Origin of the sequence: Inquilinus sp. CAU 1745 (assembly GCF_039839375.1) — a bacterium.
Classification (GTDB): domain Bacteria; phylum Pseudomonadota; class Alphaproteobacteria; order DSM-16000; family Inquilinaceae; genus JBDOQU01.
Genome location: NZ_JBDOQU010000001.1, coordinates 1 through 22,088 on the forward strand (window position 1 = coordinate 1; position 22,088 = coordinate 22,088).

Consider the following 22,088-nt stretch of genomic DNA (forward strand, 5'->3'; position numbering starts at 1 on the left):
GAAAAGCCGCCCGGTTTGGCGCGGGGCGGCCGCCCCGCGCCAAACCGGCTCACGAACCCCAGCCGGATTGACTGTCAGGAATGTATCCGGACTAACTGTCAGGAATGTTCCCGGTTGCACATTCGAAGAGGAGGGGACTTGATCCGGCATCCATGCGGCGTCGATGGCCGCCGGGACCGGACCCGGCCCTGCACCGCCGGCGAAGCGGCGAAGGCCCATGGATTCCCGATCAAGTCGGGAATGACCAACTACCAACAAACCTCATGGTCAGCCCGTCGAACCATGTCGGCACGCACCTTTCGACAAGCTCAAGGTGAGGGGTGGCCAAAGCCTCCCCACCCCAATCAGCTCGCCAGCTTCTCCTCGATCGCCGCGTTGCGGATCGCCTTCTGCAGCTTCTCGAACGCCCGCACTTCGATCTGGCGCACCCGTTCCCGGCTGATGCCGTATTCCTGGGACAGGTCCTCCAGCGTCGTCGGGTTGTCCTGCAACCGGCGTTCGGTGAGGATGTGGCGCTCCCGGTCGTTCAAATGCTTCATGGCGTTCTTCAGAAGCTGCCGGCGCTTGCCCAGCTCCTGCCGGTCGGCAAGCTGGACCTCCTGGCTCTCGCCGTCATCGACCAGCCAGTCCTGCCACTCGCCCTCGCCATCCATGCGCAGGGGCGCGTTCAGGCTGTGGTCGGGGCTCGCCAGCCGGCGGTTCATGTTGATGACGTCCTGCTCCGGCACGTCCAGCCGCGTCGCGATCTCCGTCACCGTCTCCGGCGGCAGGTCGCCCTCCTCGATCGCCTGAAGCTGGCCCTTCAGCTTGCGCAAATTGAAGAACAGCTTCTTCTGCGCGGCCGTCGTGCCCATCTTCACCAGCGACCAGGAATGCAGGATATATTCCTGGATCGCGGCGCGGATCCACCACATCGCATAGGTCGCCAGCCGGAAGCCGCGCTCCGGGTCGAAGCGCTTGACCGCCTGCATCATCCCGACATTGCCTTCGGAGATCAGTTCCGACAGCGGCAGGCCGTAGCCGCGATAGCCCATCGCGATCTTGGCGACCAGGCGCAGATGGCTGGTCACCAGCTTGTGGGCCGATTCCGTATCGTCATGCTCGCGCCAGGCCTTGGCCAGCATGTATTCCTCGCCCGGTTCCAGCATCGGGAACCGGCGAATTTCCTGCAAATATCGGCCAAGATTGCCTTCCGAACCGACGGCGGGGAGGCTGGGGGCCTGTGCCATATCCGTTCCTATCCTCTCTCTGACGCACGTACTCGATAACACTGCCTGGCCGACCTCGCGTCGCAGGTCCCGGCCGATGCCGGCGCTCTGAAGCCGGCGAAGTCATCTGTTGGGGAACACGACTTATAATAACCTAGTTCCACACTCAGGTATATATTAATCCGCCCCGCGCAAAGCGCTTGTGAGCGTCGTCATATCCGCCGGCATCGGGCTGTCGAAATTCATCTTTTCCCCCGTCAGCGGGTGGACCAGCTTCAAATGCGCGGCATGCAACGCCTGGCGCGGGAAGGAGCGCATCACCGCCTTATCCGGCCCGTCTCCCCGAACGCCGCCGCCATAGGTTGGATCGCCGACGATCGGATGGCCGATTGAGGTCAGATGCACCCTGATCTGGTGGGTGCGCCCGGTCGCCAGCTCGCAGGCGACCAGCGCGGCCGACAGGCCCAGCGCCTCCCGCACCTCATAGAACGTCGTCGCTTCCTTCCCGTTGCGGGAGACGACCGCCATTTTCTTCCGGTCCCGGCCGCTGCGGCCAATCGCGCCCTCGATCACGCCTCTGCGGGGGGAGGGCACGCCGCGCGTGACGGCGAGGTAGCTGCGCGACAGCGTCCGGTCCGCGAACTGGGCCGACAGCCCGGCATGGGCGGAATCGTTCTTCGCCACCACCATCAGCCCGCTGGTGTCCTTGTCCAGCCGGTGGACGATGCCCGGCCGGGCGACCCCGCCGATCCCCGACAGGCTGTCCCCGCAATGAGCCAGCAGCGCGTTGACCAGCGTCCGGTCCGGGTTCCCCGCCGCCGGGTGGACGACCAGCCCCGCCGGCTTGTCCAGCACCAGGATCGCCTCGTCCTCGTAGACGACCGCCAGGTCCATCGCCTGCGGCTCGGGCTCGGCGGCGACCGCCGGGGGCACCACGATGATGAAGCGCTGACCCGGTTTGACCCGCCGCGAGGCGTCGTCTATCGTCCCGCCGTCGCCGGCGACATGGCCCGACGCGATCAGCCCCTGAAGCCGGGCGCGCGAAAGGTCGGGCAGCGCCGCGGCCAGAATTTTGTCCAGCCTGCCCTCGCTCTCCGCGGTCACGTCCCGCCGGTCGGCCGGGCTTGCGTCATCTGCGGATCGGAACGGCATCGTGCGGGCTCTCAAATTCCTCGTCATCGCCATGGGCGTCGCCATCGTCGCCGGCTTTGCCCTGGTGGCGTACGAAGTGATACGCCGCAGCGGGGAACCCGTCGAGCCGCCCGTGGCGACAGCCGCTCCGGCAGGCGAACCCTTCGCCTCGACGCTGGCGCTACCCGAAGGCGCGCGCATCGCCGGCATGGCGGGGGTAGGGGACCAACTGGTCGTCAATGTCGCCATGCCGGACGGGACAGGCCGCGCCTTCTTCATCGATCCGGCGACCGGCGATGTTCTGGGAACGCTTGATATCACCGAAGCAGAATAGCCCTTCGAATACGGCCGCGCCGTGACGCGGCTCACCATCTGATGGACGGAAACAATGGATTTCAGAAGCGACAATGTGGCCGGCGCGGCGCCGGAGATCCTGAAGGCCCTGACCGAAGGGGCCGCCGGCGCGGTCTCGTCCTACGGGGCCGATCCGGTCACCGAGAGGCTTTCGGAGAAGATGTCGGCGCTGTTCGGCAGAGAGGTCGCGACCTTCCCCGTCGCCACCGGCACCGCCGCCAATTCGCTGGCGCTCTCCGCCCTCTGCCCGCCCTACGGTTCCGTCTACTGCCACCGCGACGCGCATATCCAGGTCGATGAATGCGGCGCGCCGGAATTCTACACCGGCGGCGCCAAACTTGTTCTGCTCGACGGCCCGCACGGCAAGATCGAGCCGGACCGGCTGACCGCCGCTCTGGCGCAAAGCGGGCAGGGCGAGGTCCACCACGTCCAGCCCGCCGCCCTCAGCCTGACCCAGGCGACGGAGGCCGGCACGATCTACCGGCCGGACGAGGTCGCAGCCCTGTCGGAAATCGCCCACACCCATGGCATGGCGGTCCATATGGATGGCGCGCGCTTCGCCAACGCGGTGGCGCATCTCGACTGCGATCCCGCCGATCTCACCTGGCGCGCCGGTGTCGACGCGCTGTCCTTCGGGGCCACCAAGAATGGCTGCATGGCGGCCGAGGCGGTGGTCTTCTTCGATCCGGAGAAGGCGCGGGACTTCGCCTTCCGGCGCAAGCGGGCGGGGCACCTCTTCTCCAAATCGCGCTTCCTGTCGCTCCAGCTCGACGCCTATCTGGAGGACGGGTTGTGGCTGCGGCTGGCGTCCCACGCCAACGCCCAGGCGGTCCGGCTGGCCGAAGGCCTCTCCGCGCTCCCCGGCCTGGAACTGGCCCATCCGGTGGAGGCGAACGAGATCTTCGTCACCCTGCCGGCCCCGGTCGCCGAGGGGCTGGAGGAAGCCGGCTTCCGCTTCTACCGCTGGCCCGACGGAACCGCCCGGCTTGTAATGTCCTTCGCCGCCGACCCCGCCCATATCGACGCCTTCCTCGACACGGCCGGCACGCTCGTGGGACGGGAACGGCTACGCGCCTGATACTGGATCAAGCCCCTAGGCGCTAACTTTGATCGTAATTTCCCCTCTCCTGCTTCGCGGGAGAGGGAGGGGCCCGCCGCGAAGCGGTGGGAGGGTGAGGGTGGCTCTGACGCTCACCGCCTCAAGCCCAGCATGACATTGTTTTTGTTGGTCATTCTGGACCTGATCCAGAATCCATAGGCCCCGACCGCCCCACCGACGGCAAAAGGCCGGGCACGGTCACGCCGACCCAGACCGCGCGTGAACATCCCCCGACCGCGTCTCCCGCCCCAGCCGCTCCGCCATGGCCGCCGCGTCCACCCAGTCGGGAAAGGCGAAGCCCGCCTTCTCCCCGCGCATCAGATTGTACCGGTGCGGCCCCAGCGCCTCCAGCCGGTCGAGGCACGCCCGTGCGGCCTCTGGCGCGGCCGGCAGCGCCTCGAAACTGAGATGGGGCAGGGCGCGGCCCAGCCCCGCCAGAGCCGCCGCCTCGGACCCCTCCACGTCGATCTTCACGAAGGCCGGAAGCCCGTGCCGTGCGATCAGCGCGTCCAGCGTCGTCACCGGGATCTCCACTTCATCGTCCCACCGCACCCGCGCGAAGCCGGGATCGCGGGAGACGGTTTCCATCCATCCCGCATCCATCGTCGCGACGGTCGGATTCCACCGGCTGATCCGCAAACTGGCCCGCCCGGCCTTCGCCCCGATCGCCTCGCCTGAGATCGTGACTTCCGGACGCCCGCCATAAAGCCGCTCCAGCACCGCCCGGCAGGAAGGCTGCGGCTCCAGCGCCACCACCCGCGCTCCGGCCGCCAGCGCCGCCCGCACCCGATGCCCGACATGGGCGCCGATATCGACATAGAGGTCGCCCGGCTTCAGGAACCCGGCATAGAACCGCGCCAGCCGCTCCCGGCGGCCGGGAATGCCGTAATAGATCGCCATCGACCGCGCGATGCCGGCGGCGGTCAGGAGAGCCGGCCTCATGCCATTCGCCGCCCCGGCTGCCGCCCCGGCCGGTTACGGATAAGCCACCCCACATCCCCGGCGAAGGAGAGGGCCAGCAGCCCCAGCGCCCCCGCCGCCAGCGTCGCCGCGACCGCGTCGGGAACAGGCGGGACGAAGACCAGCGCCAGCGCCAGCCCCTGCGCCACGCAGACCGCCTTCCGCCGGAACCGCGGCGGCAGCGGTGCATCCATCCAGGGCAGGGCATAGGCCGTCGCGACGAAGCCATAGCGCATCAGCCCGATCAGCAGGACCCACGGCCCCGCCCGCCCGGCCTCCCAGGCCAGCAGCGACAGGACCAGCAGCAGCAGCGCGTCGACCTCCATGTCGAACCGCGCCCCGAAGGCGGAGACGGTCCGCTGCCAGCGGGCGAGCCAGCCGTCGATCCCGTCCAGCAGCAGGGCAAGGAAAGCCGCGCCCGCGATCCACCATCCCACGATCCCGATCTCCGGCCCCGTGCAGATCAGCCCGGCCAGCCACGCGGCGATCAGCCCGCGCCCCAGCGTGACGGCGTTGGCCGCGCCGAACGGGCCAAGGCTCCCGAGCCGTCGATGGAACCAGACCATCAGCCCGACCACGACCGCGAACGCCCCAAGCGCTGGCAGCGCGGTATAGGAGAACGGCCCGCCCGCCAGTTCCGTCAGCGCCACGGCCCCCGCCATCACGGCCCCCGCCGCTGCGACCGGCAACAGGAAGCCGGGAACGCGCGGCGCGGCGGGGGGCAGGGATGAGGCGGGAACCGTCATGACCCTATGAAATCGCCCGATTGCGGCTTTCGTAAAGCCCCTCCCATCACGATCGCGCGAGCGAAGAAGAATTACGCCGCCAACCGCCGTCCGCCGTCGGGCTGAAAGAAGGGAAAAACCCCTTGCACGCGCCCGGCCCCTAGGCTACCTAGACGCGCCTCCGCGTCCCCTTCGTCTAGAGGCCTAGGACACCGCCCTTTCACGGCGGCAACACGGGTTCGAATCCCGTAGGGGACGCCAAGATTTCCGGCAAGGCCGCGATTCTCCCCGAACACCATCAAAATTTGAAGTCATTTCCGACTTGATCGGGAATCCATTGATGCTCAGTTCAGCATTTGCTCAGATTCTGTCTTCGCGATAACTGATATCTGCTGAGTGGCATCTGATTGTTTTCCGCGCAAGCGGCCTCAGCTTGTGAGAGAATCCCACTGATCATCAGCCCAATGAGCAAATCGTAAAAGGCGCCCGACCGCTTCAAACGCTTCAAATTCTGCAATCACGGAAGCTGTCCCGTGAGCTGCGTCGTTACGCCAATAGCTGATAAGCCCAATAAATGTGTCGATCTGTCTTTCCACATGAGGTTTGGCACTCGGGGCGACTATTCTACGCACCGCTTGAGTGCCATGGCTTCCTTTGTACTTCCTGAGTACCTCTGCCTCATCGCCAGATATAGAAATTGCTAAAGCTATCAAAATTGATTCAGCTGCCGCACCAGCCATGACGCACGCGGCGAGATAGGCAGTGGAGTGGTAGCATTTTATAGATTCTTGGGCGCGTTGATGAAAGCCAGAACCGAACCTTGCCTCAAAGCGCCCGAGAAGCTGTCCCAGTTTTGTAGGTTCGATTGGAATAAATTGAAATGGATTGGTGTCGTTAAGCCATTTTCGGCCAACAGGAGTGTAAGAATAGCCGTTGCCGGCTTGCCCATCATCAGTGATCTGCCTACCCGCTTTGCTAATGCCCGGACGGAGAATGCCTCGCCTGCACAACTCCCATGCCGCCGCATAGAAAACCGGAGAAAATTCCAATCCTTTTGACGAAATCTCACGCCCATATTGATGGGTATTCAATCCATTGGCGGATGCATAGGCAAGCTCATAAATCTGTGGAAGATAAACATCATACCCATAACTTCGATATTTATCGGGATTTTCTTTTAGCTTCTCACAGAGAAAAGCTAGCGCGTCATCCACATTCATTAATTTATTCCATTAAATAAATAACTTATGGGAGAGTTAGGTGGGTAGAAGTTTGGTGGTTTCTAGCCGTTGCTGAAGGTCAAGCAAGACATTAAATTCATTTTCGTCCTGAACACCATCGACATTCACCAAAGTGATTGCATGACGTAGGAGAAGTTTCTGATCAACAACCGGCTCTAGTTCCAACTTCTTGACGCATTTTTCAAGAACATGAACGTTGGGAAACTGGCGACGCAGATGGCTGACGAGGGCACCGCGATCATCTTCTGACATCTCTAAGCCTACTGCCTCAGCTTTACGACCAATATACTGAAGAATTACCTCAATTTCTTCTGGATGAAGAAATCCGTCAGTTCTTGCCAAAGCTGCTAATACCCGTAGGCCATCGCGGGCAATTCGGCGATGCGCCGCCCCCGGTTTCTCGACGCTGTTCGTCGTTGCAGACCCAGGTGCTGAATGAGTGGTCGTGAAGCTACGTTGAGGCCATACTACCCGTAGTTCTTCCGCAAAAAATGTCTCCGGTTGGTGAACTACCCCATCAAGATCGATGATGGTTTGGACGCGATCAAACCGGAATGTCCGCTTTGCTTTCCGCTCATGACACAGGCAATAAAGATACCTGCGTCCTCCGTCGACCTCATAAAGGTGGTGCAGAGTAATACGGCGGCGTGAAGACGCTCCTTTCGAATCTTTATATTCAATTGCGAAGGTTACTCCCCATAAATCTTCATCAATCCGCTTGATATCCTCCCTTCCAAAAATTCCACTTTTACGGGATGGGGATTTTTTCTCTTCTTCGTATAGGTCAATCTCGTCTTCGTAAAATTCATCTAAGTCAATGTCGAGAAGCAACTCCTCATCATCTTCAGTATCAAGGCCGGCTGCCGCGAAGGTATGTGCCATTCGCGGTTGCGTTGCTTCGGTTCGATGGAATAGCGCTGTTAGTGCGGATAGAATTTGAATCATGGAGCGCCCCCTCCCGAGAAGTTACTAAAGTGCAATCTAAAGCAGGTGTAGGGTCGTAATCTACAACTCTTCGCTGCTACCGGGTCTCCTGACCATGGCGATAGGGAGCCGTCGTCCTGCAGATTTCAGCTGCTTCTGGCGTCGCTTTCGTGCAGCTTTAGCGGCTCGATGAATCTATCGGCCAGCGGATGCTTTCGTAGGCGTCCACCAGAATGCCGAGAACCTCCAGCCGGTTATGTTCGGAGGTGCCGGGTTCAGCGTTCCACAATGCCGTGATCTCCTCGATCGCGGCGCTATGGTCGTCTTCCGTCCGGATGGGCTTGAGAGTGGGCATGAGCGAATTCATCCAACCTCTCACGCCGCCTCGAACTCGAACCGGGGCTGCATGCCGGTCGCCTTCGCCACCCGCATCAGGGTCTTCATGTTGGGCAGGTGCGGCCGCTTTCGATGCGGGCGACGTAGGATTGCGACGTTTCCATGCGCTCGGCAAGTTCCGCCTGGGTCAGGCCGGCCTGGGCGCGCGCCTTGATGATGGCGCGCGCGATCTCGAATTCCGGCGCCATGTCCTCATAGGCCCGGCGCACCTCCTTGTCCCGCAGGAGGTCCGCCTTCAGGTCCTTCAGCCTCTCAGCCATCGCCCAACTCCTTCATCCGTTCGGCCGCAAGATCGATCTCGCGGCGCGGCGTCTTCTGGCTCCTCTTCACGAAGACCCTCATCACCATGATCCGGCGGCCTCGCGCGGCAAAATAGATGGCCCGGGCGATGCCGTCCCGGCCGGTCATCCTCATTTCCCACAGCTTGTCGTCTATGGGTCGGACATGGGGCATCCCAACCTTGTGTGGGCCGAACTCCTCGATCAGCCCGGCGACGCGCAGGAATCGAGCCTGCATGTCTTGGGGAAGCGCTTCAGTTCCGCCTTCGCCAGCCCGATGCCAGGCCGCCTAGCACGAGGAAGCGAATATAAGCTTGAGAGTTTCATTTAAGATTTTAGAGAGAAGGAACTATCGTTGACATAGGCGCGTCGACTTAGAAACTTCAGATCGTCAGTGTTTCACATTTATATGAATTATGCCGTATCGTGGGGTTCGAGGTGCGGCTCCAATGTGAAGCGGATGCGATGGCATCGATAGTGATGGATGATTTCAATGTCTGAATTGCTTTTAAATTTTGCCGATAAATTGTATTCTAATAGAAGAAAATATGATGATGTCAGTCATTCTGCATTTAATATATCTCTTATTGTGGCGATTTTATCTATAGTAATAATGACCGATACGGTGAGTTTAGAAAGTTCAGCGGAGATATATGGCTCTACTGTGAAATTTAAAGAGCAATATATATACTTTCTGTTTTGTAGCGTTATTGCAATTTCTCAGGTATTTTTTGTATGTTCAGGTTGCGCTAGTTCTTCAATAAATCATTAGCTAGTGGAAATATATATATTGCTTGGTATAAAGAAAGACAAATTAAATTTAAACGGTATCGACCCATTAGATACACCATATCATTTTAGTAGTATTAATTCTCTCGTATCAGTATGGCCTCTAAAATTAATCAATATTCCTGTTCTGAGCATAATACCTTTTGTCATATTGCTTCCAAATATTATGTGTTTTATTACTGGCTTTGTGGCCCTAACGACTTTGTCAAACTGGTGGCCGAAAGCTGCGATTTTGTGGTTTTTTGTATGTCTTATTACTGTTTGGATCATTGGATTCCAAAAGGAGATGGGGCTGAGGAAACTCAGATTAGCCAGAGGCTTCTAGTAGAAAATACTTTCCTGCCTGCGTCCGAGCAGATTCTTGAAATTTCCCTATAATAGGCTATTTTTCCTATTCCCGTCATCGGCACAGGAACAGGAACCATGGCCCATACCGCTTCCGCCGCTCCCATCCCCGACATGCCGCCGCGTCAGGAGGCGTTCTGCCGCTCGGTCGCCCAGGGCGCGTCGGCCGCCGCGGCGGCGCGGGCCGCCGGCTATTCGGTCGACAATGCGCGGGGCCAGGCCACAAGGCTGCTCGCCCGGCCCTATGTCCGCCGGCGGATCGAGGAACTGCGCGACGGGCTGCTGGAGGCGCGCAACAGGGAGGTCGCGGAGCTTGTCGCCATCGCCCGGGAGACGCTGGACAAGGCGCGGGAGGAAGGAAAGCTCGGGGCGATGCTCCGCGCCATTGAGCTTATCGCCAGGCTGAACGGCCTGTTCGCCCGGCAATTGCCGGAGATCGCCCACGCCGCCCTCCAGCCCGCCGACGGGCTGCTGGACGCCGAGGAGGCGAAAGAGGACGAGGACTACAGCGATGACGAGGGCGGTGACGGCGGCGAAGATGACGGTGGCGGCGGGGAGGCGATCCGTTTCCTGTCGGAAGAACCCAACGACCGGGGCTGGTACGCGGAGGATGAGCCGGTCATGGACGCCCTGGTCGCGTCCCATCGCGGCGTCCCGGAAGTCCCCGTCCTCCCGGCCCCGCCGCGCTACGCCGACGGCGAGGTCTGGGACGGGCTCGGCCGCCATCCCTGCGAGGACGATCCGGCCTTCCCCTGGCTGGAGCCCTGGCTACAGCGTGGCATCCTTTCCGCCGAGCGCACCGTCGCCCATGAACGCGCCGTCGTCCGCCGCACCGGATATCAACGCCTGATCGAGCCCATCACCCCCGACACCTACCGAACCCCCGCTCCGGGCAGCCGTCGCGGCGAACTGCGCCTGTGACCGAAAGCCCACAAAAGCCGACAAAAGCCCACATCAAAGAAAAAAGCCCTCGCCCCTCCGGGGAGAGGGTCGGGTGAGGGGCGTTGGTTGAAAGCGGAGAACGAAAAAAGCGAGAGGACCGGATGGAAACTCAACCTCCCGGATCGGCGTGGGTGCGGGGCGCCACGCGGGCGACCCCGCCATCAATACCAGGCATCCGGCATTTCGGATTTCCTGCGCTCCATGAAATCCCGCAGCGCCTCGTCGACGGCTTCGTCGAGCGGCGGCGCCTGGTATTCCGCCAGCGCCTGCTTCCAGCGATGGTTGGCGCGGATCGCCGCGTCCTCGCTGCCGGCCGCCTCCCATTTCTCGAAGGGCTCGTTGTCCGCGACCTGGGAATCCCAGAAGGCCGTCTCGTAATTCGCCATGGTGTGGGCGCAGCCGAAGAAGTGGCTGCCCGGCCCGACCTCGCGGAAGGCGTCGAGCGCGAGGCTGTTGTCGTCGATCGTGACGCCGTCGAGATAGGTGTGCAGCGCGCCGCAGAAATCGGCGTCCATGACGAATTTCTCGTAGGACATCGAAAGCAGCCCGTCGAGGAAGCCGGCCGAGTGCAGGATGAAGTTGGCGCCGCAATGAATCGCCGCCAGCATCGACATCGTGCCCTCGTTCATCGCATGGGCGTCCGGCAGTTTCGAAGTGGTGAAATTGCCGGAGCAGCGGAGCGGCAGGTTGAGGCGTCGGGCCAGTTGCCCCACCACCATCGAGCCGATCGCCGGCTCCGGCGTTCCGAAGGTCGGCGAGCCGGATCGCAGCGACATCGAGGACAGGAAATTGCCGAAGATGACCGGCGCGCCCGGCCGTTCGAGCTGCGTCAGCGCGCAGCCGGCCATGGTTTCCGCCAGCGATTGCGCGATCGCGCCGGCATTCGTCACCGGCCCCATGGCGCCGCCCAGGATGAACGGCACGATCACCGCCGCCTGGTTGGCGCGCGCATAGGCGCGCAGCGCCGTCGTCATCGTCGCGTCCCACACCAGGGGCGAGTTGACGTTGACATTGCCCAGGATGACGCAGTTCCGGTCGACGAAGTCCGGGCCGAAGACGAGCCGCGCCATCTCGATCGAGTCCTCGGCGCGGCTTTCCGCGGTCACCGAGCCTATGAAGCCGCGGTCGGAATAGCGGATATGGCTGTAGATCATGTCCAGATGGCGCTTGTTCACCGGCACGTCGACCGGCTCGCAGATCGTGCCGCCGGAATGGTGCAGCCAGGGCGAGGATTGCGCCAGCTTCACGAAATTGCGGAAATCCTCGATCGTGCCGTAGCGCCGGCCCTTGTCGAGATCCATGACGAAGGGCGAGCCGTAGGCCGGCGAGAACACGACGTTGCCGCCGCCGATCGGCACTGAATTCGCCGGGTTCCGCGCGTGCTGGGTGAACTCGGCCGGCGCGGTTTTGAGAATCTCGCGCAGCATGCTCGGCTCGAACCTCACCCGCACGCCATCGACGCCGGCGCCCGCCCGCTTCCAATGGTCGAGCGCGACCGGATCGTCGCGGAACTCGATCCCGATCTCGGCCAGGATGCGGTCGGCCGTCGCCTCTATCCGCAGCAGGTTCTCTTCGGAAAGGATGTCGTAGGTCGGGATGTTGCGGACGATATAGGGCCGGCCGAGGCCCTGCTGGCCCTGCGACCGCTGATTGCGTCGGGCGCTGCGCCCGCCGCGCTCACGGCCCCGGCCGGGCCTGGCTGCTGGTTCGGAAGTCTGATCCATTTCGGTGGCTCCATTCGACACTTCGGAAAATCCCGTCCGCGCCGGCCCGGGACGGACACGCCTGAAGTGCTTCTGTGCATGAGCATCCGTTATGCGTTACAAGCGTCAAGGTCACTTTTTCGTTCGCTTTGCATGAGGCAGCCTCATGTCTGGATATCGCCGCCAGCTTCCGTCGATGACATCCCTGGTGGTCTTCGAAGCGGCCGCCCGGCACGGCAGTTTCACCAGGGCCGCCGGAGAGCTGGGGATCACGCAGGCCGCCGTCAGCCGGCAGGTGCAGGCGCTTGAAGAGACCCTGCATCTGCAACTCTTCCGCAGGCTCCATCGCTCGATCGAGCTGACGGCCGGCGGCCATAGCCTGTCCAAGGCGATGTCGGAGGCGCTGGGCCTTGTCGCCCGGACGGTGCGGGACATCACCGACCGGAGCAAACCGGCCGAACTGGTGATTTCGGCGTCGGTCGCCTTTTCGCATTTCTGGCTGCTGCCCAACATATCCGACTTCAGGCGCTCCAACCCCGACGTCAAGCTGACGATCGTGACCCAGGACAGCACGGCGAACCTGCTTCGGGAGGACATCGACATCGCCATACGCTACGGAAATGGAAACTGGCCGGACGGCAAGGCGATCCGGTTGTTCAGCGACGACATCTTTCCGGTGTGCAGCCCCGGCTACATCGAGGAACACGGGGCGCCGGATTGCGTGGCCGACCTGACGCGGCACAATCTCATCGCCAGCGGCTCCCCCGATCCCAACTGGACCGGATGGGATCAATGGATGGGAGCGTTCGGCTACAGCAGCGATCTTTGCAACATCACGCTGAGCTGCAACTTCTACACCGACGCCATCTATGCCGCCTTGCGGGGGGAGGGCGTGGTGCTCGGCTGGCGGCGGCTGGTCTCGGACCTTCTGAAGCATAAGCAGCTTATCCGCGTCGCCGCCGAATCCGTGCAGACCCGCCATGCCTATTTCGTCGTGCTGAAACCGGCGCCTAGCCGAAAACCCGCGGTGGAATCCTTCCTGGCCTGGATCCGTTCCGGGACGGGCGAGTCCGCCGCGGCGCCGAGGGGTTGCAAAATATAAACGCGACCTTCACATTACGCGAGGTTATGGCAACCATTCAAAGGAGTGTGGTTTACAAGCCCGTCCGCGAACGCAAATCATGACAATTCGGGAGGAACGGCATGATTAGAAAAAAAATCGATACGAATTCCGCGAAGCGACGCGTGGCCGCCAGATGCGCCCGGCGCTCTGGCCAAGCCTGTCCGTGATGCACGGCACATCGGGCGAAAGTCACATATCCACGAACTCGACATCGGCATCCAGGCGCATTGACGTCCAGGGCCTGAGCAAGGTCTTCGGCACGAATGTCGAGGAAGCCCTGTCGCTGAAAAGGAATGGTCTCTCCAGAGCCGAGATCCTTGAGCAGACGGGCGCGGTCGTCGCCATCGACGACGTTTCGTTTTCGGTGGACGCCGGCGAGATATTCGTCGTCATGGGCCTGTCCGGTTCGGGCAAGTCGACCCTGGTGCGTTGCCTTAACCGTCTGCACGAACCCTCCATCGGCCGGATCGAGATCGACGGCGAGGATGTCGTGACGGCGACCGACGAGAGGATTCGGGAACTCAGGCTGCAGAAGATCACCATGGTCTTTCAGCATTTCGCGTTGCTGCCGCACCGCACGGTCGCCGAAAACGTCGAATACGGCCTGAAGATGCGCGGTCTCGCGAAGCCGGAGCGCCGCGCCAAGGCTCTGAAGACCCTGGAAAATGTCGGCCTGGAAAGCTGGATCGACCGGCGTCCGTCCGACCTCAGCGGCGGCATGCAGCAGCGTGTGGGACTGGCGCGGGCGCTGGCGCTGGATCCGGAAATCCTGCTGATGGACGAACCGTTCAGCGCGCTTGATCCGCTTATCCGCCGCGATATGCAGAAAGAACTGATCGAGCTTCAGCGCCGCTATCGCACGACGATCATCTTCATCACCCATGATTTGAACGAAGCGCTGACGCTGGGCGATCGGGTGGCGGTGATGAAGGATGGCCGTTTCGCGCAGGTCGGGCGGCCGGCCGATATCGTGCTCAATCCGGCGGACGACTATGTCGCCGCCTTCACCCAGGACATCGATCGCGGCCGCGTCCTGCCGGTGCGCACCGCGATATCACGACCGCAGCCGGAGGAGGCGCGCCAGGCGCTGTCAAACGGGGCAGCCTCCATCGAAGGCGGCCGCCCGCTTCACGAGGTTTTCGCGCAAGTGTCCGACACGCCGACGCCGGTCGTGGTGGTCGATTCGGAAGGCCGTCCGGAGGGTTTCGTGACCGCTTCCGACGTTACGGCCGTGCTTGCCGGGCTGCCGGCGCAGCAGGGAGGGTCCTGACCATGGCGGCGGAGACTTTGAGTCCTCTTCAGGCGGTCGCCGATTTGGCCCGGCCGTCCAGCTACTGGGTCCTGCCTCTCGACGAGTGGATCGAGGCCGTCGTGAAGGACTGGCTCGTCCCCGCGCTGCGGCCGGTGTTCCGCGCGCTGGAGTGGCCGATCTCCCAGGTTCTCGACGGGCTGCAATGGCTGCTTCTGGCGATCCCTTTCGCCGTGATCGTCATTCTGGTCGTCCTGGCGGCCTGGCGCATCGCCGGGCGCGGCATCGCCATCATGACGTTCGTTTCCCTCGTGCTGCTGGACTGGATCAATCTCTGGCAGGAGACGATGATCACGCTGGCGATGATCATCACGGCGGTGACGTTCTGCATCGTCGTCGGAATCCCGATAGGCATCGCGGCCGCCCGCAGCGACCGCACGGCGGCGGTCCTTCGGCCGATTCTCGACGTGATGCAGACGATACCGTCCTTCGTCTATCTGGTTCCCATCGTCATGCTGTTCGGCGTCGGGGTGGTGCCGGCCGTCATCGCCACCATCATCTTCGCGCTTCCGCCTCTGGTGCGCCTGACCAATCTCGGCATTCGTCAGGTGCAGCAGGAACTCGTCGAGGCCGGACGCGCCTTCGGCTCCACCCCGCGGGAGATATTGTGGGAAATTCAGCTTCCGCTGGCGCTTCGCACCATCATGACGGGCGTCAACCAGACGCTGATGCTCGCCTTGTCGATGGCGGTGATCGGCGCGCTGATCGGCGCGGGCGGGCTGGGATTGACCGTCTATACCGGCCTCGGCCGGCTTGACGTCGGTTATGCCGGGATCGGGGGGCTTGGCATCGTGCTGATGGCCATTATCCTCGATCGGATCACCCAGGCGCTCGGCGAAGGTGGTGGCCGGCGCAAGAGCGCCGCCGATGAGACCGCTGAAGAGCCGGCACAGCGGACCGAGTCGGAAAAAGCCGCCTAGTGGCGGGTTTTCCGGAACAGAACTGAACTGAAACGAAAAAGGGAGGATTGAAATGGCCAGAAGCAAATTTCTTTTGGGGGTAGGCACGGCGTTGACGGCGATCGCGCTGAGCGCGGCTCCGGCCTGGGCGCAGTCGCTGCCGGGCGAGGGGACCACAGTCTCGATGGCGCAGCCGACCTGGGACACCGAATGGTTCCAGGCGCAGATCTACAAGAAGGCGATGGAGGCGCTCGGCTATGAGGTCGAGGGGCCGATCGCACTCGACAACCCGCCCTTCTACCAGGCGGTCGCGCAAGGCGACGTGGATTTCTGGGCGAGCGGCTGGTTCCCGCTGCACAACACCTATCTGGACGAGATGGAAGGAAAGGCCAGCGCCGTGGGCTATGTCGCCAGGGGCGGCGCGCTGCAAGGCTATCTGATCGACAAGAAGACCGCCGAAGAACACGACATTCGGTATCTGGAAGATTTCCAGAACCCTGAGGTCGCAGAGCTTTTCGACAGCAACGGAGACGGCAAGGCCGATCTCGTCGCCTGTCCTCCGGGATGGGGCTGCGAACTCACCATCACCCACCAGATGGAAGCGTACGAGCTTGGCGATACGGTCAACGCCATCCAGGCGGCCTATGCCGCCTCGATGGCCGACGCCATCAGCCGGTATGAGCAGGGCCAGCCGATCTTCTTCTACACCTGGACGCCCAACTGGACGGTCGGCATGCTGAAGCCGGGCGAGGACGTGGTGTGGCTGGAGGTCAAGGAGCCCTCCCTGCCGGAGGAACAGGCGGATATGGAGGATCAGACCGCCGTTTCCGGCGTGACGGGATGCGCCAGCGACCCCTGCCAGATGGGGTGGCCCGCCAACGACATCCGGGTGGTCGCGAACAATGAGTTCCTGGAGGAAAATCCGGCCGCCAGGACATTGTTCGAGGAGATGAGCATTCCGCTCGAAGACATCTTCGCCCAGAACGCGCAGATGTACGAGGGCGCGGACAGGCCCGAGGATCTGGAGCGTCAGGCGGAGGAATGGATCGCGGCGAACCAGGAGACCTTCGACGGCTGGATCGAGGCGGCGATGGCAGCCGCCGAATAAGCGATCCGCGCTCCCCTTATCGGGAATAGAGCCTGATCAGCGGCCAGACGGCTCTCCGTCTGGCCGCTTTACTATCTGATCGGGCGCTTCACAGATCCTTGGCGAGGCGCAGGCCGTCATAGATGGCCGCATGGGTGTTCCTCGCGGCGACCGCGTCGCCGATCCGGAACAGCTGGAAGGAACCTTCCGGATTGTCGGCGCGCGACTGGGGCCTTCCCGCGACAAGCTCCTCATGCGAAACCGCGCCGAGGTTCCGGGACATGGGCTTGAGCTCGAAATACAGCTCATCCAGCGGAATGGTCCCGTGATTGACCACGATCTGGTCGTACCTGCGCTCTTTCCGGACGCCGCCATAGTCGCTGCCGATCACGGCCAGGAGCTGGTTGCCGTCCTTCCGGACCTCCTGCAGCCGGAAGGTCACCGTGAAGATCGCATCGAGTTTCTGCAGCGACCGCATGTACGGCACCAGGTTCATCGCCATCACCTCCGGCGCGAACGATCGGTCCGGGGTCATGATTTCGACCCTGGCGCCGCTCCCGGCGATTATCTCGGCCGCCTGGAGGCCGGCATGGTCGCCCGCATCGTCATAGACCAGAACGTCGGACCCGGGCTTCAAATCTCCGGCGATGATGTCCCATGAGGACAAGACGAGCTCGTTGCCTGCCGTCAGGACTTCCGTGTGGGGCAATCCGCCCGACGCGACGATGACGACATCGGGCTCCTCGGCCAGCACGGCGTCGGATTCGGCCCAGCTATTGTAACGGATATCGACTCCCAGCTTCTCGCACTGCGCCAGCCGCCAGTCGATGATGCCTATCATCTCATGCCGGCGCGGACTCTGCGCCGTCAGCCTGACCTGGCCGCCGGCGGACCCTGCCGCCTCGAAGACGACGACCTCGTGACCGCGCTCGCCCGCCACGCGCGCCGCCTCAAGCCCGGCGGGGCCCGCGCCGACGATGACGATCTTGCGCTTCGTCTCCGCCCTGGCGATGTCATGCGGCATCGTCATCTCGCGGCCGGTGGCCGCGTTGTGGATGCAGTAGGCGGCGCCGCCCTGGTATATCCGGTCCAGGCAGTAGTTCGCGCCGACGCAGGGACGGATCTCGTCCTCGCGTTTCTCCATGATCTTGCGGACGATGTGCGGGTCGGTCATGTGGGCGCGCGTCATGCCCACCATGTCCACCTTGCCTGTCGCGATGGCATGGCGCGCCGTCGCGACATCGGCGATCTTCGCGGCATGGAAGGTGGGGAACCCGGTCGCGGCGCGGATCTCGCCGGCGAAATCCAGATGCGGCGCGCTCGCCATGCCCTGGATCGGGATGACGTCGGTCAGGCCGGCGTCGGTGTCGATATGGCCCCGTATGACGTTCAGGAAGTCGACAAGGCCGCTATCCTTCAGGCGCTTCGAGATCTCCAGGCCGTCGCCTTTCGAATTGCCGCCCGCAAGGACCTCGTCGGCGCTGTAGCGGACGCCGACGATGAAGTCCCGGCCCACCCGCTCCCGGATCGCGCCCAGCACATCGAACATGAACCGCGTGCGGTTCTCCAGCGCGCCGCCGTAAGGTTCCTCCAGAATGTTCGTCAGGGGTGAGTTGAACTGGTCCAGCAGGTGCCCGTAGGCCTCCAGCTCGATGCCGTCCATGCCCGCCGCCTTCATGCGCTCGGCGGCATCCGCGAAATCCTTGATGACGCGGGAAATGTCCCAGTCTTCCATCTTTTTCGGGAAGGCGCGGTGCGCCGCTTCCCGCTCATGCGACGGTGAGACGACCGGCAGCCAGTCGCCTTTATCCCACCGCGTGCGCCGCCCCAGATGCGTCAGTTGGATCATCACGGCGGCGCCGTGCTCATGGCAGGAATCGACCAGATCCCTGAGCCACGGCACGACCTCGTCCTTATAGGCCAGGATGTTGTTGAAAACGGGCGGGCTATCCAGCGACACCGCGGCGGAGCCCGCCGTCATGGTAAGCGCCACGCCGCCCCTGGCCCGCTCGACGTGATAGGCGCGATAGCGCTCCTTCGGCATCCCGTCCTCGGGATAGGCGGGCTCGTGGGAGGTGACGACGATCCTGTTGCGCAGGGTGAGATGCTTGAGCTGATAAGGCTGCAAGAGAGGGTCGTTCGACATGGGCCAGCCTGCCTGAATCGTCATGGAGCCGGGGATCGCCGCGCACTGTACATCGATGTCAAGATGCCGGATCGGAGGGCCGATCTCAATACATAAGTGTAGTGCTGTCATGAACCTTGTGTCAGGTTAATTGACATGATTGTACAGACAGCAGCACGGTCCGCCCGCGGAACACTAGGGAGGCGAGCTTGAACGAGACGGTCTGGCGAGGCTCCAGGGAGGTCTGGCTCACGGCCGCCTATGAGGCGCTGATCGATTCCGGCGTGGATGCGGTGCGCATCCTCCCGCTGGCGAAGAAGCTGAACCTGTCGCGCACCAGCTTCTACTGGTTCTTCGCCGACCGCGAGGCGCTGCTGGGCGCGCTGCTCCAGAGCTGGAAGGGCAGGAACACCGACGGGGTGCGCCGGCGATGCGAGGCCTACGCAGAGACCATCGCGGAAGCGATGCTGAACGTTTTCGACTGCTGGCTCGACCCCTCGCTGTTCGACTCGCAATTCGAATTCGCCGTCCGAAGTTGGGCGCTGCAATCGCCGGAGGTCGCGGCCGAGATCGAGGCCGCAGACAAGGCCAGGATCGCCGCGCTGAAGGAGATGTTCATCCGCTTCGGCTATTCTGAGCATCCAGCCGACGTGCGGGCGCGAACGATCTATCTCGTCCAGATCGGCTACATCTCCATGAATACGCGCGAGGATATCTCCGTTCGGATGAAGCGCATTCCCGAATATGTGGAAATCTTCACGGGGCAGGCCCCACGGCGGCGCGAGATGGAGAGGTTCGCCTCAAGGCACGGCTTTCCGCTCGCCGAAGCGGCTCAAACCGGCAAATCGCGGAAGAAACGATGAGTTAGGGGCTCCTGATTTCAGGCAGCGCCCTTCATGCCCAGGGTTTTCTCCAGCGCGGCGCTCAGGCCGGCGCGCACCGCATCCTGGAAACCGCTTGCCTGCATCGCCTCGATCGCCGCGGCGGTGACTCCGCGATAGTTCAGAAAGGAGGCCACAATGTCGGCCGGATCCTCGCCGGTCTTCTCGAAGATGCGCCCGGCTCCCACCATCACGCCGATGACCGCGCGGCGCGCCACCTCCCGGGAAATTCCATGCGCGATTGCATCCTGCATCATCGCCGCCGCCAGCAGCGCCGGATAGGCGGGTCCGGTCCCCGAATGTCCGGTCAGATAGTCGATGTCCGCTTCGCGCGGGACCTCGTCCTGCGTCCCGCACGCATCGAAGATACGCCGCACCAGCGCACGATCCGCATCGGTCAGGGCCGCCATCGCGGTCCAGGGCGTATACGATTTGCCGACATCCGCCGCAGCATTCGGCAGGGCGCGAACCACCCGCGCGGTCCCGAGCCGGTCGGCGATGTCGGCGAGCGGGACGCCAGCCATCACCGAGATGACGAGCTTACCGGCCGCCGAGATGCGAACCCGCGGCCAGTCCTGCGGACGAACGGACAGGATGACGACATCGACGCTGTCGGCGAGGGCCTGGTTGTCATGGGTCCAGACCGCTTCCGGAAGCCAGCCCGGCGGCGCGCTCCGGCAGGAGAGTGTCAGGCGCGCGGGCGCAAGGAAGCCGGTCCCGACCATGGCGCGGGCAAGCGCGCCCCCGATCCAGCCATTGCCGCCGATGATCCCGATCCGGCTGGATGTTTCCATGATGTTGTCCTTCATGTTCGGTTCAGTTGGCGGTGATCGGTGAAAGGTGCCTCGTCGTGGCCGAAACTGACCTGACCACCAGTGTTCGTCCAGCGGCAACCAAAGGTCGACAGTTGCCACCGCATACAGGTCCGACCCGAGTTATTTCCACATGAAAGGGATAGGGAGAACTGCCAGCATATGATAGGTTACATGTAACCTGCTGTGACGGAGAATGAATGCCCCCGGCATCGAAGCCCAAGCCCTCGCGCGTGAAGGTCGGCGAGCATCGCGCCCGGCTGCGCGCTCAAGGGCTCCGCCCGATCCAGATCTGGGTGCCGGACGTGCGCGCCGCTTCCTTCAAGGCGGAAGCGCATCGGCAGTCGCTTGCCGTGGCGAAAAGCGCCGGGGCAGCCGAGGATCAGGCGTTCATCGATGCCGTGTCGGACTGGGGCGATGAATGAGGCGTGGCGACATCCGGACCGTCACCGGCGGCAAGGATTATGCGGGGAAGCCGCGCCCCGTCGTCATCGTGCAGGATGACGGTTTCGACGCGACGGACTCCATCACCGTCTGCGCCTTCACCACGGACGAGACTGATGCGCCCCTGTTCCGGCTGCCGGTGGAGCCGAACGGGCGCAACGGACTCCGGGCATCATGCCGGTTGATGGTGGACAAGATCACGACCGTTCCGAAATCCAAGGTCGGAGCGCGGATCGGGCGGCTGGATGACGAGGATATCCTGCGCCTCAATCAGGCGATGCTCGTTTTCCTCGGTCTGGCCGTATCGCCGAGGGCGAAGTGACGGCCGAGTTTCCAAACGTCAATCTTGAAGTTTCCCCAAAATAGGTTATTTTTCCTATTTCCGTCATCGGCACAGGAACAGGAACCATGGCCCACACCGCTTCTCCCATCCCCGACATGCCGCCCAGGCAGGAGGCGTTCTGCCGCTCGGTTGCCCACGGCGCGTCGGCCGCCTCGGCGGCGCGGGCGGCGGGCTATTCCGTCGACAACGCCCGAGGACAGGCCGCCCGGCTGCTCGCGAAGCCCTATATCCGCAGGCGGATCGAGGATCTGCGCGACGGGTTGCTGGAAGCGCGCAACAGGGAGGTCGCGGACCTCGTCGCCATCGCGCGGGAGACGCTGGACAAGGCGCGGGAGGAAGGGAAGTTCGGGCTGGCGCTCCGCGCCGTCGAGCTGATCGCGAAGCTGAACGGCCATTTCGCCCGCCAGTTGCCCGAGATCGCCCACGCCGCCCTCCAGCCCACGGACGGGCTGCTCGACGCCGAGGAGGATGAGGACGACGACGGCGGCGATGATGGCGGTGACGGCGGGGAGGGGCCTATCCGCTTCCTGTCGGACGAGCCCGACGAGAAGGGCCGCTACCCGGAGGACGACCGGGCGATGAGCGATCCGGTCGCGATACCTGCCGCGCCGCTGCTGGCCGACGGCGTCGCTTGGGACGGGCTCGGTCGGCATCCCTGGGAGGAGGATCCGATCTATCTCGGCCTTGCCCCCGACGATCAGAACTGCCTGCTCTCCAACCAGCATCTCTGGGCGCGCGCCCGCGCCGCCGCCCGCCGCACCGGCCATGCCCACCTGATCGAGCGGCCGGACCGCACCACCTATCGCGAGCCCGGCCCCGGCCGCAGGCGCGCCGCCGCCGGCGGCCACCTCGCGCTCTGAAGCTCGAAAATGCCGACAAAAGCCCACATCGAAAAAAGCCCTCTCCCCTCGTGGGAGAGGGTTGGGTGAGGGGGGTTGGTTGGTTTGTTCGTCCGGTCGGCGCGAGCCCG

General features: G+C 63.2%; 23 protein-coding genes, 1 tRNA gene and 1 pseudogene. 13 read left to right on the forward strand and 12 right to left on the reverse strand.

What is annotated here, in order from left to right; genetic code table 11:
- Positions 1-344: 344 nt before the first annotated feature.
- Positions 345-1,229 (reverse strand): RNA polymerase sigma factor RpoH, encoded by an 885-nt coding sequence (gene rpoH, locus AAFN89_RS00005; protein WP_347534598.1) that lies wholly within the window; start codon positions 1,227-1,229, stop codon positions 345-347.
- A 156-nt stretch (positions 1,230-1,385) separates the two neighbouring features.
- Positions 1,386-2,360: an RluA family pseudouridine synthase gene (locus AAFN89_RS00010; RefSeq protein ID WP_347534600.1), complete on the reverse strand. Its 975-nt coding sequence runs from the start codon at positions 2,358-2,360 to the stop codon at positions 1,386-1,388.
- 1 nt (position 2,361) lies between these two features.
- On the opposite strand from AAFN89_RS00010, the gene AAFN89_RS00015 reads away from it, so the two are divergent.
- Together AAFN89_RS00015 and AAFN89_RS00020 are read left to right on the forward strand one after the other, a co-directional pair.
- Positions 2,362-2,673 (forward strand): hypothetical protein, encoded by a 312-nt coding sequence (locus AAFN89_RS00015; protein ID WP_347534602.1) that lies wholly within the window; start codon positions 2,362-2,364, stop codon positions 2,671-2,673.
- Between the two features lie 54 nt (positions 2,674-2,727).
- Positions 2,728-3,771 (forward strand): low specificity L-threonine aldolase, encoded by a 1,044-nt coding sequence (locus AAFN89_RS00020; protein WP_347534604.1) that lies wholly within the window; start codon positions 2,728-2,730, stop codon positions 3,769-3,771.
- Positions 3,772-3,990: 219 nt separating this feature from the next.
- Here the strand turns inward: AAFN89_RS00020 and AAFN89_RS00025 are convergent, their stop codons facing one another.
- Entirely contained in the window at positions 3,991-4,734 is a 744-nt protein-coding gene (locus tag AAFN89_RS00025; RefSeq protein WP_347534606.1) for an FkbM family methyltransferase, read from the reverse strand.
- Positions 4,731-5,498: a CDP-alcohol phosphatidyltransferase family protein gene (locus AAFN89_RS00030; RefSeq protein ID WP_347534608.1), complete on the reverse strand. Its 768-nt coding sequence runs from the start codon at positions 5,496-5,498 to the stop codon at positions 4,731-4,733. Before AAFN89_RS00030 ends, AAFN89_RS00025 begins: the two co-directional genes overlap by 4 nt.
- 164 nt (positions 5,499-5,662) lie before the next feature.
- Here AAFN89_RS00030 and AAFN89_RS00035 point away from each other — a divergent pair.
- Positions 5,663-5,738: transfer RNA gene (locus AAFN89_RS00035), tRNA-Glu, on the forward strand.
- A 167-nt stretch (positions 5,739-5,905) separates the two neighbouring features.
- Here AAFN89_RS00035 and AAFN89_RS00040 read toward each other — a convergent pair.
- The 5 genes and pseudogenes from AAFN89_RS00040 to AAFN89_RS00060 all read right to left on the reverse strand — a co-directional run.
- Positions 5,906-6,697, reverse strand: a complete 792-nt coding sequence (locus AAFN89_RS00040) for a hypothetical protein (RefSeq protein WP_347534610.1) — start codon at positions 6,695-6,697, stop codon at positions 5,906-5,908.
- Positions 6,698-6,733: 36 nt separating this feature from the next.
- Entirely contained in the window at positions 6,734-7,600 is an 867-nt protein-coding gene (locus AAFN89_RS00045) for a WYL domain-containing protein (RefSeq protein WP_347534612.1), read from the reverse strand.
- Positions 7,601-7,820: 220 nt separating this feature from the next.
- Positions 7,821-7,997, reverse strand: coding sequence for a hypothetical protein (locus tag AAFN89_RS00050; protein WP_347534614.1), 177 nt, complete (start codon positions 7,995-7,997; stop codon positions 7,821-7,823).
- 85 nt (positions 7,998-8,082) lie between these two features.
- Positions 8,083-8,298, reverse strand: coding sequence for a helix-turn-helix transcriptional regulator (locus AAFN89_RS00055; RefSeq protein WP_347534616.1), 216 nt, complete (start codon positions 8,296-8,298; stop codon positions 8,083-8,085).
- Positions 8,291-8,560 (reverse strand): annotated as a pseudogene (locus AAFN89_RS00060) (type II toxin-antitoxin system RelE/ParE family toxin); the annotation flags it as partial. The pseudogene AAFN89_RS00060 and the gene AAFN89_RS00055, both read right to left, overlap by 8 nt.
- 249 nt (positions 8,561-8,809) lie before the next feature.
- On the opposite strand from AAFN89_RS00060, the gene AAFN89_RS00065 reads away from it, so the two are divergent.
- Together AAFN89_RS00065 and AAFN89_RS00070 are read left to right on the forward strand one after the other, a co-directional pair.
- Positions 8,810-9,088 carry a hypothetical protein gene (locus AAFN89_RS00065; RefSeq protein WP_347534618.1) on the forward strand — a complete coding sequence of 93 codons (279 nt, stop codon included), beginning with the start codon at positions 8,810-8,812 and terminating at the stop codon, positions 9,086-9,088.
- 440 nt (positions 9,089-9,528) lie between these two features.
- Positions 9,529-10,371: a terminase small subunit gene (locus AAFN89_RS00070; RefSeq protein ID WP_347534620.1), complete on the forward strand. Its 843-nt coding sequence runs from the start codon at positions 9,529-9,531 to the stop codon at positions 10,369-10,371.
- Between the two features lie 182 nt (positions 10,372-10,553).
- Here the strand turns inward: AAFN89_RS00070 and AAFN89_RS00075 are convergent, their stop codons facing one another.
- Complete coding sequence (locus AAFN89_RS00075) at positions 10,554-12,116, reverse strand: trimethylamine methyltransferase family protein (RefSeq protein WP_347534622.1); 1,563 nt, start codon at positions 12,114-12,116, stop codon at positions 10,554-10,556.
- A gap of 145 nt (positions 12,117-12,261) precedes the next feature.
- Between AAFN89_RS00075 and AAFN89_RS00080 the strand changes: the two genes are divergently transcribed.
- From AAFN89_RS00080 to proX, 4 genes are all read left to right on the forward strand, one after another.
- Positions 12,262-13,197 carry a LysR substrate-binding domain-containing protein gene (locus tag AAFN89_RS00080; protein WP_347534624.1) on the forward strand — a complete coding sequence of 312 codons (936 nt, stop codon included), beginning with the start codon at positions 12,262-12,264 and terminating at the stop codon, positions 13,195-13,197.
- 154 nt (positions 13,198-13,351) lie between these two features.
- Entirely contained in the window at positions 13,352-14,488 is a 1,137-nt protein-coding gene (locus AAFN89_RS00085) for a betaine/proline/choline family ABC transporter ATP-binding protein (protein ID WP_347534626.1), read from the forward strand.
- Between the two features lie 2 nt (positions 14,489-14,490).
- Complete coding sequence (locus AAFN89_RS00090) at positions 14,491-15,447, forward strand: proline/glycine betaine ABC transporter permease (RefSeq protein ID WP_347534628.1); 957 nt, start codon at positions 14,491-14,493, stop codon at positions 15,445-15,447.
- 52 nt (positions 15,448-15,499) lie between these two features.
- The gene (gene proX, locus AAFN89_RS00095; protein WP_347534630.1) at positions 15,500-16,534 is read left to right on the forward strand and encodes a glycine betaine/L-proline ABC transporter substrate-binding protein ProX; all 1,035 of its coding nucleotides are present in this window, start codon (positions 15,500-15,502) and stop codon (positions 16,532-16,534) included.
- A gap of 88 nt (positions 16,535-16,622) precedes the next feature.
- Here the strand turns inward: proX and AAFN89_RS00100 are convergent, their stop codons facing one another.
- The gene (locus AAFN89_RS00100) at positions 16,623-18,659 is read right to left on the reverse strand and encodes an NADH:flavin oxidoreductase (protein WP_347534632.1); all 2,037 of its coding nucleotides are present in this window, start codon (positions 18,657-18,659) and stop codon (positions 16,623-16,625) included.
- A 188-nt stretch (positions 18,660-18,847) separates the two neighbouring features.
- On the opposite strand from AAFN89_RS00100, the gene AAFN89_RS00105 reads away from it, so the two are divergent.
- Positions 18,848-19,501 (forward strand): TetR/AcrR family transcriptional regulator, encoded by a 654-nt coding sequence (locus tag AAFN89_RS00105; RefSeq protein WP_347534634.1) that lies wholly within the window; start codon positions 18,848-18,850, stop codon positions 19,499-19,501.
- 17 nt (positions 19,502-19,518) lie between these two features.
- Here the strand turns inward: AAFN89_RS00105 and AAFN89_RS00110 are convergent, their stop codons facing one another.
- Entirely contained in the window at positions 19,519-20,433 is a 915-nt protein-coding gene (locus AAFN89_RS00110) for a pyrroline-5-carboxylate reductase dimerization domain-containing protein (RefSeq protein ID WP_347534636.1), read from the reverse strand.
- A gap of 98 nt (positions 20,434-20,531) precedes the next feature.
- On the opposite strand from AAFN89_RS00110, the gene AAFN89_RS00115 reads away from it, so the two are divergent.
- The 3 genes from AAFN89_RS00115 (at position 20,532) to AAFN89_RS00125 (ending at position 21,978) form a co-directional block, all read left to right on the forward strand.
- Entirely contained in the window at positions 20,532-20,756 is a 225-nt protein-coding gene (locus AAFN89_RS00115; protein ID WP_347534638.1) for an antitoxin MazE family protein, read from the forward strand.
- Positions 20,753-21,097, forward strand: coding sequence for a type II toxin-antitoxin system PemK/MazF family toxin (locus AAFN89_RS00120; protein ID WP_347534640.1), 345 nt, complete (start codon positions 20,753-20,755; stop codon positions 21,095-21,097). Before AAFN89_RS00115 ends, AAFN89_RS00120 begins: the two co-directional genes overlap by 4 nt.
- Before the next feature lie 86 nt (positions 21,098-21,183).
- Positions 21,184-21,978 (forward strand): terminase small subunit, encoded by a 795-nt coding sequence (locus tag AAFN89_RS00125; protein ID WP_347534642.1) that lies wholly within the window; start codon positions 21,184-21,186, stop codon positions 21,976-21,978.
- Positions 21,979-22,088: the final 110 nt, after the last annotated feature.